This is a genomic window from Enterobacter cloacae complex sp. 6730903 (genome assembly GCF_048283985.1).
Taxonomy (GTDB): Bacteria; Pseudomonadota; Gammaproteobacteria; order Enterobacterales; family Enterobacteriaceae; genus Enterobacter; species Enterobacter hormaechei_C.
In genome coordinates this window covers 1-13,058 of the sequence record NZ_JBLVXX010000050.1, presented here as the reverse complement: position 1 = coordinate 13,058, position 13,058 = coordinate 1, and the positions used below count along the sequence as shown (strand labels likewise).

The 13,058-nt window shown below is 57.8% G+C and carries 16 protein-coding genes; 12 read left to right on the top strand and 4 right to left on the bottom strand.

Going from position 1 to position 13,058, the window contains the following annotated elements; genetic code table 11:
- Positions 1-618: a response regulator transcription factor gene (locus tag ACNQ0W_RS21155; protein WP_047052558.1), complete on the bottom strand. Its 618-nt coding sequence runs from the start codon at positions 616-618 to the stop codon at positions 1-3.
- Between the two features lie 300 nt (positions 619-918).
- On the opposite strand from ACNQ0W_RS21155, the gene ACNQ0W_RS21150 reads away from it, so the two are divergent.
- Both ACNQ0W_RS21150 and ACNQ0W_RS21145 read left to right on the top strand, forming a co-directional pair.
- Positions 919-1,524: an ATP-dependent Clp protease proteolytic subunit gene (locus tag ACNQ0W_RS21150; RefSeq protein ID WP_003863062.1), complete on the top strand. Its 606-nt coding sequence runs from the start codon at positions 919-921 to the stop codon at positions 1,522-1,524.
- A 134-nt stretch (positions 1,525-1,658) separates the two neighbouring features.
- Positions 1,659-2,780, top strand: a complete 1,122-nt coding sequence (locus ACNQ0W_RS21145; protein ID WP_062932424.1) for a cupin domain-containing protein — start codon at positions 1,659-1,661, stop codon at positions 2,778-2,780.
- Positions 2,781-2,841: 61 nt separating this feature from the next.
- Here the strand turns inward: ACNQ0W_RS21145 and ACNQ0W_RS21140 are convergent, their stop codons facing one another.
- Positions 2,842-4,260, bottom strand: a complete 1,419-nt coding sequence (locus ACNQ0W_RS21140; RefSeq protein ID WP_062932497.1) for a PLP-dependent aminotransferase family protein — start codon at positions 4,258-4,260, stop codon at positions 2,842-2,844.
- Positions 4,261-4,436: 176 nt separating this feature from the next.
- On the opposite strand from ACNQ0W_RS21140, the gene ACNQ0W_RS21135 reads away from it, so the two are divergent.
- Positions 4,437-4,598, top strand: a complete 162-nt coding sequence (locus ACNQ0W_RS21135) for a DUF1127 domain-containing protein (protein WP_062932423.1) — start codon at positions 4,437-4,439, stop codon at positions 4,596-4,598.
- A gap of 80 nt (positions 4,599-4,678) precedes the next feature.
- Here ACNQ0W_RS21135 and ACNQ0W_RS21130 read toward each other — a convergent pair whose 3' ends face one another.
- Positions 4,679-6,067, bottom strand: coding sequence for a PLP-dependent aminotransferase family protein (locus ACNQ0W_RS21130; RefSeq protein ID WP_062932422.1), 1,389 nt, complete (start codon positions 6,065-6,067; stop codon positions 4,679-4,681).
- 102 nt (positions 6,068-6,169) lie between these two features.
- Between ACNQ0W_RS21130 and ACNQ0W_RS21125 the strand changes: the two genes are divergently transcribed.
- From ACNQ0W_RS21125 to ACNQ0W_RS21095, 7 genes are all read left to right on the top strand, one after another.
- Positions 6,170-6,649: a carboxymuconolactone decarboxylase family protein gene (locus ACNQ0W_RS21125; RefSeq protein ID WP_047062292.1), complete on the top strand. Its 480-nt coding sequence runs from the start codon at positions 6,170-6,172 to the stop codon at positions 6,647-6,649.
- Between the two features lie 259 nt (positions 6,650-6,908).
- The gene (locus tag ACNQ0W_RS21120) at positions 6,909-7,232 is read left to right on the top strand and encodes an antibiotic biosynthesis monooxygenase family protein (protein ID WP_039271806.1); all 324 of its coding nucleotides are present in this window, start codon (positions 6,909-6,911) and stop codon (positions 7,230-7,232) included.
- Positions 7,225-7,620, top strand: coding sequence for a hypothetical protein (locus ACNQ0W_RS21115; RefSeq protein WP_062932421.1), 396 nt, complete (start codon positions 7,225-7,227; stop codon positions 7,618-7,620). Before ACNQ0W_RS21120 ends, ACNQ0W_RS21115 begins: the two co-directional genes overlap by 8 nt.
- On the top strand, positions 7,595-8,290 hold the full coding sequence (locus ACNQ0W_RS21110) for an ArsR/SmtB family transcription factor (RefSeq protein WP_062932420.1): 696 nt from the start codon (positions 7,595-7,597) through the stop codon (positions 8,288-8,290). Before ACNQ0W_RS21115 ends, ACNQ0W_RS21110 begins: the two co-directional genes overlap by 26 nt.
- A gap of 149 nt (positions 8,291-8,439) precedes the next feature.
- Positions 8,440-8,910 carry a MarR family winged helix-turn-helix transcriptional regulator gene (locus ACNQ0W_RS21105; RefSeq protein WP_033486706.1) on the top strand — a complete coding sequence of 157 codons (471 nt, stop codon included), beginning with the start codon at positions 8,440-8,442 and terminating at the stop codon, positions 8,908-8,910.
- The gene (locus ACNQ0W_RS21100) at positions 8,907-9,974 is read left to right on the top strand and encodes an HlyD family secretion protein (protein WP_090279862.1); all 1,068 of its coding nucleotides are present in this window, start codon (positions 8,907-8,909) and stop codon (positions 9,972-9,974) included. Before ACNQ0W_RS21105 ends, ACNQ0W_RS21100 begins: the two co-directional genes overlap by 4 nt.
- Positions 9,964-11,040: a DUF2955 domain-containing protein gene (locus tag ACNQ0W_RS21095; protein ID WP_062932419.1), complete on the top strand. Its 1,077-nt coding sequence runs from the start codon at positions 9,964-9,966 to the stop codon at positions 11,038-11,040. Before ACNQ0W_RS21100 ends, ACNQ0W_RS21095 begins: the two co-directional genes overlap by 11 nt.
- Here ACNQ0W_RS21095 and ACNQ0W_RS21090 read toward each other — a convergent pair.
- Entirely contained in the window at positions 11,037-12,308 is a 1,272-nt protein-coding gene (locus ACNQ0W_RS21090; protein ID WP_023315330.1) for a DUF445 domain-containing protein, read from the bottom strand. The genes ACNQ0W_RS21095 and ACNQ0W_RS21090 overlap by 4 nt on opposite strands.
- A gap of 169 nt (positions 12,309-12,477) precedes the next feature.
- Here ACNQ0W_RS21090 and ACNQ0W_RS21085 point away from each other — a divergent pair, with 169 nt between their 5' ends.
- Together ACNQ0W_RS21085 and ACNQ0W_RS21080 are read left to right on the top strand one after the other, a co-directional pair.
- Complete coding sequence (locus ACNQ0W_RS21085) at positions 12,478-12,684, top strand: BrnT family toxin (RefSeq protein ID WP_062932418.1); 207 nt, start codon at positions 12,478-12,480, stop codon at positions 12,682-12,684.
- Positions 12,671-12,973, top strand: a complete 303-nt coding sequence (locus ACNQ0W_RS21080) for a BrnA antitoxin family protein (RefSeq protein WP_062932417.1) — start codon at positions 12,671-12,673, stop codon at positions 12,971-12,973. Before ACNQ0W_RS21085 ends, ACNQ0W_RS21080 begins: the two co-directional genes overlap by 14 nt.
- Positions 12,974-13,058 lie beyond the last annotated feature (85 nt).

Sequence of the window (13,058 nt, the reverse complement as noted above, 5' to 3'; positions counted from 1 at the left end):
TTATTCCGCTGGCTGATGTTTGGTCAGGCGCTCGACGGCCCTGACCAGCTCGGCCACGGAGCGGACCTGCATTTTCTCCATCACCCGGCGGCGGTGCACTTTCACCGTAATCTCACTGACGCCCAGCTCGGCGGCGATCTGCTTGTTGAGCTTGCCGCTGATGGCCAGCTCAAGCACTTCGTGCTCGCGCGGCGTGAGGGACATGTGGCGCTGTTTCAGGGCGTAGTGCTCTTTGACGCGGGCGGCGTTGTGCTGTGCCAGCCTGAGCGCGGATTCGATGGAGCCAATGAGCGCGCTGGATTCAACGGGCTTAGTGAGAAATTCATAGGCCCCGCCTTTGATCGCCCGGACGGACATAGGGATGGTGCCGTGACCGGTAAGAAAGATGATCGGTATTTCCCGCCCGCTGGCTTTCAGCGCATCTGCGACATCAAACCCGGTTATCGTGGGCATCTGCATATCGAGGATCACGCAGGAGGGCAGATCCTCAAAGGGATGGCTGAGAAAGGCTTCTGCTGAGGAAAAGCCAAGGGCGTGTATATCCGCGGATTCCAGCAGCCTGACAACGGACTGTCTGACTGTGTCATCGTCATCAACCACATAAACAATGTGTTCCATTCACCGCCCCGGTGTGTGATCAGTAAATCATCGAGAATAAAATAGCGCCTTTTTGAACGTAAGCGGCTGTTTGCTATCCTCATTCATACTAACACATTAATTATTATTATCATTTATCAATATGAAGATGATATGAAAGTGTAATAAAAATGTGGCGAATTAGTTAGGAATGGTGCGCTGTTTTTAGAGACCTTTCCGGGGGCAAAGCCAGCGCACGGCACGCGATGTTTCGTGTGAGGACGCCGACGGGTAAAACAGGCTACACTCTGATTTTGAGCGCGACAAGCTGAGGACATAACGATGCACTACACACTGAAAAGCAGTGACGATAAAGAAAAAGCGGAAGGAACAAACGGCGCGGGCGCTCTACAGCAAAAACTGCTGGAATCCCGTTCGATTGTCATCTCCGGAGAGATTAACCAGGAGCTGGCTCAGAAAGTCATCACTCAGATGATCCTGCTGCAAAGCGTCAGCAACGATCCGATCAAGCTGTACATCAACAGCCAGGGCGGCCACGTGGAAGCAGGCGACACCATCCACGACTTCATTAAGTTTATCCGTCCGGAAGTGCACGTGATCGGCACCGGCTGGGTGGCAAGCGCCGGGATCACCATCTTCCTGGCGGCGAAAAAAGAGCACCGCTACTCGCTGCCAAATACCCGCTTTATGATCCACCAGCCGCTGGGCGGCGTGCGCGGCCAGGCGACGGATATTGAGATCGAAGCGCGCGAGATCATCCGCATGCTGGAACGCGTGAACAAGCTGATTGCTGACGCCACCGGCCAGCCGCTGGAGAAAGTGAAGAAAGACACCGACCGTAACTTCTGGATGTCACCGGCGGAAGCGCTGGACTACGGCATCGTGGGTAAACTGATTACCCATTATGACGAGCTGAACCTGGATTAAGTTTTAGCCCGCGTGTGCGTCGGGTGACGGCTTCGCCTTACCCGACCTACACGCGCTCGATTGACCCATGACAAGTTCCCCCTCTGCTTTCTTACCTATAATCGCGCCTGTTTACCCTCTCACTGGTGCTAACCATGGCGTATCAACTAAACCTGAACTGGCCGGAATTTCTTGAAAAATACTGGCAAAAACAACCCGTTGTGCTGAAAAATGCCTTCCCGAATTTTGTCGACCCCATTACCCCTGATGAGCTGGCGGGTCTGGCGATGGAGCCGGAAGTCGATAGCCGCCTGGTAAGCCACGCTAACGGCAAGTGGCAGGCGAGCAATGGCCCGTTTGAGCATTTCGATAACCTCGGTGAAACCGGCTGGTCCCTGCTGGCGCAGGCGGTGAACCACTGGCATATGCCCGCCGCAGAGCTGGTGCGTCCGTTCCGCGTCCTGCCGGACTGGCGTCTTGATGACCTGATGATCTCCTTCTCCGTCCCGGGCGGCGGCGTTGGGCCGCATATCGATCAGTACGATGTGTTTATCATCCAGGGGATGGGCAGCCGCCGCTGGCGCGTGGGTGACAAGCTGCCGATGCGTCAGTTCTGCCCGCATCCGGCCCTGCTGCACGTCGATCCGTTTGAGCCGATCATCGACGAAGATCTGGCGCCGGGCGATATCCTCTACATTCCGCCTGGATTCCCGCATGACGGCTTTACCCATGAAACCGCGCTCAACTACTCCGTCGGCTTCCGCGGGCCGAACGGTCGCGATCTGATCAGCAGCTTTGCCGACTACGCGCTGGAGAACGATCTGGGCGGCGAACACTACAGCGATCCGGATCTGACCTGCCGCGAACACCCTGGCCGCGTGGAGCAGTACGAGCTCGATCGCATTCGCCAGATGATGATCGACATGATTAGCAAGCCGGATGATTTTACGAAATGGTTTGGCAGCTTCGTCTCCACGCCGCGTCACGAGCTGGATATTGCCGCCGCCGAGCCGCCGTATTCCGCAGAAGAGGTGCTCGACGCGCTGCAAGGGGGCGAAACGCTCTCCCGCCTGAGCGGGCTGCGCGTGCTGAACATCAACGGCAGCTTCTTTATCAACAGCGAACAGCTGGAAACGGCGGATGTGAACGGGGCAGATGCGCTGTGCCGCTACACCGAGCTCGGCCAGGCTGAGCTGGGCGAGGCGCTGAATAATCCGGTGTTTGTGGAAGAGCTGACCGGTTTGATTAACCAGGGCTACTGGTACTTCGACGAGTAATGCGGCACGGTTTTCTCCCTCTCCCTGTGGGAGAGGGGCGGGGTGAGGGCATCAGGCCGCACTAGCCCTCCTCCATCGCAATCACAATCGCTTCTCCCATCTTTTTCAACGCCTCGCGATTTTTGTCTGTCGGCGGCAGCGCCACGTTGATCCGCAGGCAGTTGCGGTACTTCCCGGAGGCGGAAAACAGCGACCCTGCTGCGGCCTGGATCTTCAGCCGACACAACTGCTTGCTGACGCACACCATATCGACCGTCTCCGGCAGCTCAACCCACAGCAGGAAGCTGCCCTGCGGGCGGGTGACGCAAATCTCTGCCGGAAAATACTGCCGCACCCAGCAGGTATAGGTTTCCATATTCTGCTGATAAATCTGACGCATACGGCGCACGTGGCGATGGTAATGGCCGTCGCGAATAAACGCCGCCACCGCCATCTGCGTGCCCGGCACGTTAAACCCGCCCGCGGCGTACTTCATGTGCATCACCCGGTCGTAATAGCGCCCCGGCACAATCCAGCCGACCCGCAGGCCCGGCGCCACGGTTTTGGTAAACGAACTGCATAACAGCACGCGACCATCTATGTCCATAGAATGAATGGTGCGCGGACGCGGATACTCCGCCGCCAGCTCGCCGTAGATATCATCCTCAACAATCACGATATCGTGCCGCTGTGCCAGGGCTAAGACCTGCTTCTTGCGAGACTCCGGCATGATAAACCCGAGCGGGTTATTGCAGTTCGGCACCAGGATCACCGCCTTGATCGGCCACTGCTCCAGCGCCAGCTCTAACGCCTCGATGCTGATCCCGGTTTCAGGATCGGTGGGAATTTCAATGGCCTTGATGTCAAAGCCGCGCAGCATCTGCATGGTGCCGTGAAACGATGGTGACTCGACCGCCACGATGTCACCCGGCTTGCACACCGAGAGCAGGGCGATCGACAGCGCGCCGTGGCAGCCGTTGGTGATGACAATCTCGTTTGCCGCGACGGTGGAGCCGCCGTCCAGCATCAGGCGGGCGATTTGCTCGCGTAGCTCCAGGCGCCCGTCGAGCACGTCATAGCTCAGCATTTCGCCCGGGTTATGCTGCGCAATGCGGCTCATCTCACGCCACAGCGGCTTCAGGCTCGGCTGGTTAATGTCCGGCGAGCCGCCGCCAAAGGAGATCATCTCTTTGTCGGCGCGGGCGTCCAGCAGCATCATCACTTCATCCCACTGGGTGACGTCCACGGGGCGCTGCACCGGGCGCGTCATCGCCGGGACGGGCGGCTGGGCTTTGCGTTTCGAGACAAAATAGCCGGAGCGCGGCTGAGGCGTAATCAGCTGGCGGTTTTCGAGGATCTGGTAGGCCTGCTGTATGGTGCTGATGCTCACGCCGTGCTCCTGGCTCAGCGTGCGGACCGACGGCAGACGTTCACCGCTGCGATACAGCCCTTGTTCGATACGTTCCGCCAGGAGGTTGGCCAGATGTTGATAGCGCGTCATGCTGTATCCTTTGTTTTCACCATACAGAGCATTAAACCAGTACAGATTGATGGTTAAACCACCATGCAGATACCGTTTTAGCGGATCTGTATGGTAAACAAAAGCAGTTTTTGAATCTGTATTGTACTGGCCGTTTTCCATGATGATAACTCCACTGGCACAGCGAGGAGAGCATCATGGAATTCTACGAGAATCGTTCAAAACGTCCTTTTATCGCGTTTGTCTGGGTAGCGAAAACGCTGCGTAACTGGTATCGCATCAACCGTACCCGCCGTATTCTGAGCCAGATGAACGACGAGCAGCTCAAGGACGTCGGGTTGTCGCGGCATGATGTGTGAGGGTTGCCCGGTGGCGCTACGCTTACCGGGCCTACAGGAGACCGTAGGCCGGGTAAGGCGCAGCCGCCACCCGGCGGTTTTCAGCTCAACAGCGCAAGCGTCTGCCGTTTCGGCCTTTCCAGCAGCTCAACCGCCTCCTGATACGACCGCACGTTGTTATAGCCCATCACCAGCCCGTAGCGTTTTCCTGATCCGCGATACCACGCCGAAAGCGCATTAACCTGCAATTGCTGTTCCTGCCAGCAGCGGGCGATCTCCCGGTCAGCGCTTCCCTTTGCGAGGAACGCGACAATATGCATTCCACCGTCGTTTTGCTCGGTGAAGAACAGATCGCCATAGACCTCACGCAGGGCGGCAATCATCCAGTCGCGGCGGGTTTGATAGAGCGTGCGCATCTTCTTCAGATGACGGAAAAAATGCCCCTCGTTGAGAAAGGCAGTGAGGATCTTTTGCGTCAGCACCGGCTGGCCGCTGGTGAGGATGTCCGCGCTGTCGGTAAACGCGCCGACGGTGCTGGCGGGCATCACCACGTAGCCCATGCGCAGTGAAGGCATGATGGTTTTGCTGAAGGTGCCCATAAAGATCACCCTGTCATGCTGGTCGAGGCTTTTCAGCGACGGCAGCACTTTGCGGGTGTAGTGAAATTCGCCGTCATAGTCATCTTCGATAATCCATGCCTCGTTTTGTGACGCCCAGTCGAGCAACTGCTGCTTGCGCGGCAGGGAGAGCGTCACCGCCAGCGGACTCTGGTGCGACGGGGTAACGATGGCGAAGCGGGCATCGTGGTGATTACGCAGCAGGTAGTCCGTATCCATCCCTGCGCGATCGACCGGCACGGTGTGCAGGCGGGGCACAATGCGCTTGAGCAACTGCTGGCCCATAAAGTAGCCCGGATCCTCAAATACCACCTTATCGCTGCGGCTGGCGAGCGTGTCGAGGATCAGGCGCAGGCTGCCGCTGTAGCCGCTGGTGATCAGCACCTGTTCTGCGGTGCAGGACAACCCGCGCGAGATATTGAGATAGCGGGCAATCGCCTCGCGCAGCGGATACCAGCCCAGCACCGGCGGGTTGAGCATTTCATCCTGTCGCATGGCGCGCGTCGCCTGGCCTGCCAGCAGCAGCCATTTTTTATAGGGGAAGCTGTCGAGCGCGGGAATGCCGGGGCGCAGAAAACCGGCCCGTTCGCGCTGGCTAATCAACGACGCCGGCAGCGTGCCGGTCGCTTGTTCTGCCGGGGCGTTTTGCGCGGGTAGCAGAAGATCCGGATTCACCCGCGTGCCGCGCGCACCCTGGCTCACCAGATACCCTTCACCCGTCAGAATGGCATACGCCGTCTCGACGGTTTTGCGCGCCACCTTCAGCTCTTCAGCCAGCACGCGGATGGCAGGCACTTTGTCGCCGGGCTTCAGTACGCCGCGCGTAATGTTGTCGCGGTAGCGGGTATAAATGTCGTGATAGCCCGGCTTCATGTCCTACCTCATTTCATGTTTTTTGTATCTTTTTACTATGTCATTAAGGGCGTAGATTTGCCTCATCGCATGATAAAAACCGCACAAAAAAGAGGAAAGACAATGAGCACCCGCGTAAACCACCACAAAGCCACACCTGCACTCGCCAACGCGCTTTCCGCCCTGAGCATGGAAGTGGCGAAAACCTCCCTTGATCCGGCGCTGAAGCACCTGATCGACATTCGCGTGTCACAGCTGAACGGCTGTACCTTCTGCCTGGATATGCATTCGAAAGAGGCCAAAATTGCTGGCGAGCGCGAGCTGCGCCTGTACCATCTGGCGGCATGGCGCGAGTCCCCGCTGTTCAGCGCCCGCGAGAAAGCCGCGCTGGCCTTCACCGAAGCGCTGACCCAGATTGGCGTTCACGGCGTGAGCGACGCGCTGTACCGCAGCGTGGCGGAGCACTTCTCGGACGTGGAGATTTCAGAGCTGAACTTCGCCATCGTAGCGATCAACGCCTGGAACCGCCTGGGCATTACCTCCCGCATGGAGCCGGGCTCGCTGGATGCGGCATATGGGCTGAACAAGGCTAACCTGGAGTAATCCCGCGCTCGCGGATTATCGCCACCAGCGCCCGTAAGCCTGGCGGGACGTGACGATGGCGAGTAGGGGATTCAGGCGTTTATGGAGCCGAGGTCGATGGTGGGCTAAAACCAGCCCGGTGGCGCTGCGCTTACCGGGCCTACAAAACACCGTAGGCCGGATAAGCGCAGCGCCATCCGGCAAACACTTCGCTCCATACCGAAGCATCCATACCATTAGTCCCGCATTCTCTCCATATCATCACAACGGAGAGACCTTCATGATCGCAGTCCTTTTCGAAGCCAAAGCCGAACCCGCTTATCAGGCGCGCTATCTGCAACTGGCCGCAGAGCTTAAGCCTTTACTGGCCGACATCGACGGATTTATTGATATCGAACGGTTCCAGAGCCTGACGACCGAGGGCAAAATCCTGTCCCTTTCCTGGTGGCGGGATGAAGAGGCCGTCCGCCGCTGGAAGCAGAACGTCTTTCATCAGGCGGCGCAGGCCGAAGGACGGGCGTCGATTTTTTCTTTCTACCGTATTCGCGTGGCGCAGCTGATGCGGGAATACAGTTCCGAAACCGGAGGGCACGCGGATGTATGACGTTCACGTGATTTTTAGCGACAGGCCCGGCGAGCTGGCGAGCTTTGGACAACTGTTAGGCCGCAACGGCGTGGGGCTGGAGGGGGGCGGCGTTTTCGGTACGGATGCCCATTTCCTGGTGGAGGACGGGGAAAAAGCCCGCCGTGTGCTGCTCGACGCCGGGTTTACCGTGCAGGCGCTGCGAAAGCCGGTGATCAGAAAGCTTAAGCAGGAGCGTCCTGGCGAGCTGGGTGAAATTGCGGCGGCGCTGGCGGCACGCGGCGTGTCTATCCTGACTCAGTACAGCGACCATGCGAATCACCTTATTCTGCTGACGGATGATGATAAGCTGGCCGCAGAGATCACCGAACCCTGGGCGACGAATGTTAAAGACGAGCTTACCCCCTGATAACAGTGCGGCGCTGGAAAAGGCCATTGCCGCTGTAGCGGCTGCAATGGCCGATCCGTCGCGCGTGAAGATGCTCTGTGCGCTAATGGACGGGCGGGCGTGGACGGCCACTGAACTGAGTGTGGCGGCAGACGTTGCGCCGTCGACCGCCAGCGGGCATCTTGCCCGGCTGGTTGAAGGGCAGCTAATTACCTGCCTGTCGCAAGGGCGGCATCGTTATTATCGTCTTGCCGGGCACGACGTGGCGGCGCTTGTCGAGCAGATGATGGGGCTCTCCTGGAACCGCATCACGCCGCCGGAAACCTCCGCGCCAAAAGCCCTGCGCGAAGCACGAACCTGCTACGACCATCTTGCCGGAACGGTGGCGGTGCATATCTATGAATTCATGCAGGCGGAAGGCTGGCTTGAGGCAGACGGTTCCGCGCTCACGCTACATGGCCGCGAGCAGTTTCTGAAGCTTGGTATTCCGTTAAATCCCAATACCCGTCGCAAGGCGTGCTGCGCCTGCCTGGACTGGAGCGAGCGGCGGTTTCATCTTGGCGGTGAGGCGGGCGCTGCGCTGTTGATTTATCTGGAAAGCAAAGGTTGGATCCAGCGGGTGGCAGGGTACAGGGAGGTAGTGGTGACGGCTTCGGGGAACAGTGCCGTCAGGAAGTATTTTAGCCGCTAAACTCTGCTGCGGACTAGTGCCCTCACCCCGGCCCTCTCCCACGGGGAGAGGGAGAACATCGTTTCGCAATTCCTGCGCTTTAACTTCTCGTTTCTTGATACTTACCCTGATAACTATTATCGTGATGGCGTACTACGAGAGGGCTTCCCATGAGTGAAGAAGATCTGTTTAACCGCAGGCCGATGGGCATGCGGATGGCGATGATCGTGCGTCAGTGGCGCGCAGTCATCGACGACGCCATTCTCGACACCGGGTTAACCCAGTCGAGCTGGACGGTGATGATGCAGCTTCATCAACTTGGGGATAACGTCTCGGTCAGCGAGCTGGCGGAAGTGCAGGGGATTGAACTGCCTCCGCTAATGCGCACGCTGACACAGCTGGAAAAGCAGGGCTACCTGCTGCGCACCGTCTCGCCGTATGACAAGCGTATCCGGCTGCTGACGCTGACGCCTGAGGGAAAAGCCATTCTTGAGAGGCTCTCTCAGGTGATTGAGACGTATCAGGCGCGCGTATCGCAAAACATCGCGCCGGAACATATCGATATTTTCAGCGCCACACTCAATCAAATCGCCTGCAATTTGCGGACAATCCGCGAAGAAGATAATAAGACCGAAAAATAATGACTCCTGAACAAAAGTTTGCCCGCTGGGTAAGGGTGAGTATTGCCTCTTTCCTGCTGATGTTTGTCTACTTTATCGTCGCGGATATCTGGATCCCGCTGACGCCGGACTCCACCGTGATGCGCGTGGTGACCCCGGTGTCAGCCCGCGTCTCCGGGTATGTGGCGGCGGTACATGTCCACAACAATAGCCAGGTTAAGAAAGGCGATCTGCTGTTTGAACTCGACGCTACGCCGTTTCGCAATAAGGTCGAAGCGGCGCAGATCGCGCTGGAGCAGGCGCGTCTGTCTAACGATCAGCTGGACGCGCAGATTGCCGCGGCGCAGGCCAGCCTGAAAACCGCCGTGCTGACCGCGCGTAACGACAAAGTGACCTTCGACCGCTACCAGAAACTGAGCACCTTGCAGAACGTGTCGCAGGCGGATCTGGATAAGGTTCGTACCACCTGGCAGAGCAGCGAGCAGTCCGTCAGCTCGATTCAGGCGAATATTCATAACCTGCGCATTCAGCGCGGCGAGCGGGACGAGCACCGCAACGTGACGCTGCAAAAATACCGTAACGCGCTGGACGAAGCGGAGCTGAATCTTGGCTGGACGAAGGTCTACGCCGAGGCGGACGGCACGGTCAGTAACCTGCAATTAAGCCCCGGTTTTTACGCCTCGTCCGGTTCGGCAGCGCTGGCGCTGGTCAACACCCGGATCGATATCGTGGCGGATTTCCGCGAGAAGAGCCTGCGGCATACCCATCAGGGGACCGACGCCGCCGTGGTGTTCGACGCCTTCCCGGGGCAAGTTTTCCGCGCCCACGTCACCAGCAGCGACGCGGGGATCCTCGCCGGACAGGAGGCCGTAAACGGTCAACTTTCTGAACCGGAAACCTCCAACCGCTGGGTGCGTGATGCCCAGCGTATGCGCATTCACGTGGCGCTGGACGAAGCCTTACCGAAGCCGCTGCCGACCGGCGCGCGCGCCACCGTGCAGCTCTACAACAGCGAAGGGCCGTTTGCGCGATTCTTCTCCGGGATGCAAATCCATCTGGTGAGCCTGCTTCACTATGTCTATTAGCACCCTGGCGCGGGTATTTACCCCGCACGGCAACATCGTCTATACGGCAAACGACTTTCGTCAGACCCTGCGTATCGTCTTTGCCGGGATGATTGCGCTCAGTATTTCGAGTTTCTACAACACCAGCTACGGCGTGTTTTTTGTGGTCTATCCGATCATGCTGCTGTCGCTGGTGCCGGTGTTTAACCGCCACGTGGCGAAGCAGTTTATCTTTAGCGCCTCGCTGAACTGCATCGAAATGGTGTTTATCATCGGCTATCTGTCCCAGTGGCCGGTCATTATGACGCTGGTGGTGTTTGCCCTGTACGTGATGCGTTTTCGCTTTATGAGTAAGGGGCCGCTGTTCCTGTTCGGCTCGATGGGCGTGGTTTGCCAGAGCGTGATGCTCAACTTTATGAGCTACCCCACCACCAACTGGCATACGCTTTTATTCTCTAACATCGAAGCGAGCGTGATGGCGGTGTGCCTGAGCGCGCTGATGAACTACCTGCTGCCGGACGTGGAGGCGCGTAAGTCGCCGCCGCTGATCGAGAAAGATGACGCCCGCGTGCGCCACGAGTCGCTGCTCTCGGGCACCGTGGCGACGCTGATTTTCGTGGTGTTCCAGATGAGCGACTTAAGCGATTCGCTTTCGGCGCTGATGGCGGGCATTCTGATCCTGTTCCCGATGCACTATCGCGGATCGGTTATCAGCTCCATCTGGCGCGTGGTCGGCGTGGTGCTGGGGTGTCTCTATATCCTTGTCGTCCAGCTTATCCTCTACGATCACAGCAGCCATATGCTGCTGATGATGCCGCTGATTGGCCTTGGGCTGGCGTTTGGCGCGCGTCTGCACGTAATGGAGAAGGTCGGCGCCGGGGTAGGCTTCGCCAGTATCACCACCATCGGCATTATGTTCGGGCAGAACATGCACCCGGACAGCGACCTGGTGTTCAGCGATCTGTACCGCATAACCTCCGTCACCTTCGCGCTGGTGGTCACGCTGACGATGGTCTTTCTGGTGCACCTGATCCTGAACCGCTTCGAGGCGACGCGCTACGTTATCGCGCCGCCAAAAGCGGATTAATGCCCCAGCACGGCGGGCAGCTGCGAGAGCAGAAACAGGATCAGGCCAATCGTACCGCCCACCAGGGTACCGTTAACGCGAATGAACTGAAGATCTTTACCGATATTAAGTTCTATCTGGCGTGACATGTCTTTGGCATCCCAGCTTTTCACCGTGTCGCTGATATGGCGCGTCAGGAACGCGGCGAAATCCGGCGCCACGCGGTGCGCGGCCTGCTCCAGATGCTCATTCAGCGACGCCCGCAGGCTGGCGTCGTTAGTCAGCGTTTCACCAAACCACAGCCCGGCGTTGGCGATACGCTGCTTCACGCGGGAATCGTCGCTCTGCATGTCATTTTTCAGCCACTGGCGCAGGTCAGCCCACATTTCCCCCAGATAACGGTTAAAGGCCTCGTCATTCTTCAGGTAGTGTTTGATATTCTCGGCTTTCGCCGTCATCTCCGGATCGTTTTTCAGATTGTCGATGAACTTGATCGTGGCGCGGTCAAACGCCTGACGGATCTGGTGCGTGCGGTCGTGGCTGATATCGTCCAGCAGCGTGTTCACCGCGTTCGACACCATCTCTGCGCTTTGATCGCCCAGCCACTCGGTGGGCAGCACCATCGCCTTGCGCGGATGCTCGGTCTTAAGCCAGTGGACGATCTGGTCAGCAATAAATTCCCGCGTGCTTTCCCGCTGAATCAGGGTAATCAGGCGGTTGATGATGGCATCCAGCAGCACCTGGTGACGGTTGTTTTTGGTCATGCTTTCCAGCATGACGGCGCTGGTCTCGGTTAAATCAACCTTGTCAATAGCCTTATGGACGGCGCGTTTGAGCAGGCGCTGGATGCGTCCGTCATCAGTGAGTTCCAGAAAACCGCCCATCACCTGTACCAGATGCTGCCCCACGCGCCGGGCGTTATCGGGCTGGCTGAACCAGGTCCCAATCATCTGTGCGGGCTCGTAACGACGGATAAGATCGACAAGGGATTGCGTATCGAGAAACTTTTCCTGCACGAACTGGCCGAGATTGTCGCCGATGCGGTCTTTATTGCGCGGGATAATCGCCGTGTGGCGCGAGATAAAGGGAATGGGCACCCGGCGGAACAGCGCGACAACGGCAAACCAGTCCGCCAGCGCGCCGACCATCGCCGCCTCGGCAATGGCCTTTACGCCGCGCACCCAGAAGGTTTGCGGCAGGAACAGGGTGGTGATAAACGCTGCGACGGCAATCAGCAGCAGCGACAGCGCGAGAAGCTTGGCGCGTTTGAGTTCGGTATGTTTTTCCATGGGCTAAGGATAGAGGGATACGGGGGAAAAGTGCAAAGCTGCACGAGGCCAGTCATCTCACTATCTGGAATGCTCCTTCAGAAATCAAATCAAAATTTTGTCTTTTTCGTTCAAATACTGCTCTGTTTGTATATGCTTTTTTGTATATACAATCAGGGAGGGGTACACTATGCCTATAGAGTATGAGTGGGATAGCAATAAGGCGAAAAGCAATCTGCAAAAACACGCCATTCGTTTTGAAGATGCAGTTCTGGTTTTTGACGATCCCTGCCATTTGTCTGTTCAGGATCGTTATGAAAACGGGGATGAAATCATACGTATCATCAGTCCGCGTAAAGCGGATCGTAAAGAGAGGAGGCGTTATGAGCATCGTTAAACATAAACGCGGTAGTGCACCGGAAGTGAGTGCCCGCCGGGAGGCTGAACTCAAAGCGCTGGCGGATAAACCCGACAGAGAAATTGATTACAGCGATATACCGGCCACGGAGGATGATCACTGGACCGGTGCCGTGCGGGGAAAATTCTATCGACCGCTCAAAACTCAGGCATCAGTACGCATTGACGCCGACGTGATGGAGTGGCTTAAACGGCCAGGGAAAGGTTACCAGACGCGGCTTAATGCCATTTTGCGCGAGGCGATGCTGCGCGATCAGAACAAAAAATAACACAGGCAGCGTCAGGCTGCCTTTTCTCTCAGAGGATATTTGCCACTACCCGCCACAGCACCCACCCCCCAAACCCCATCAACAC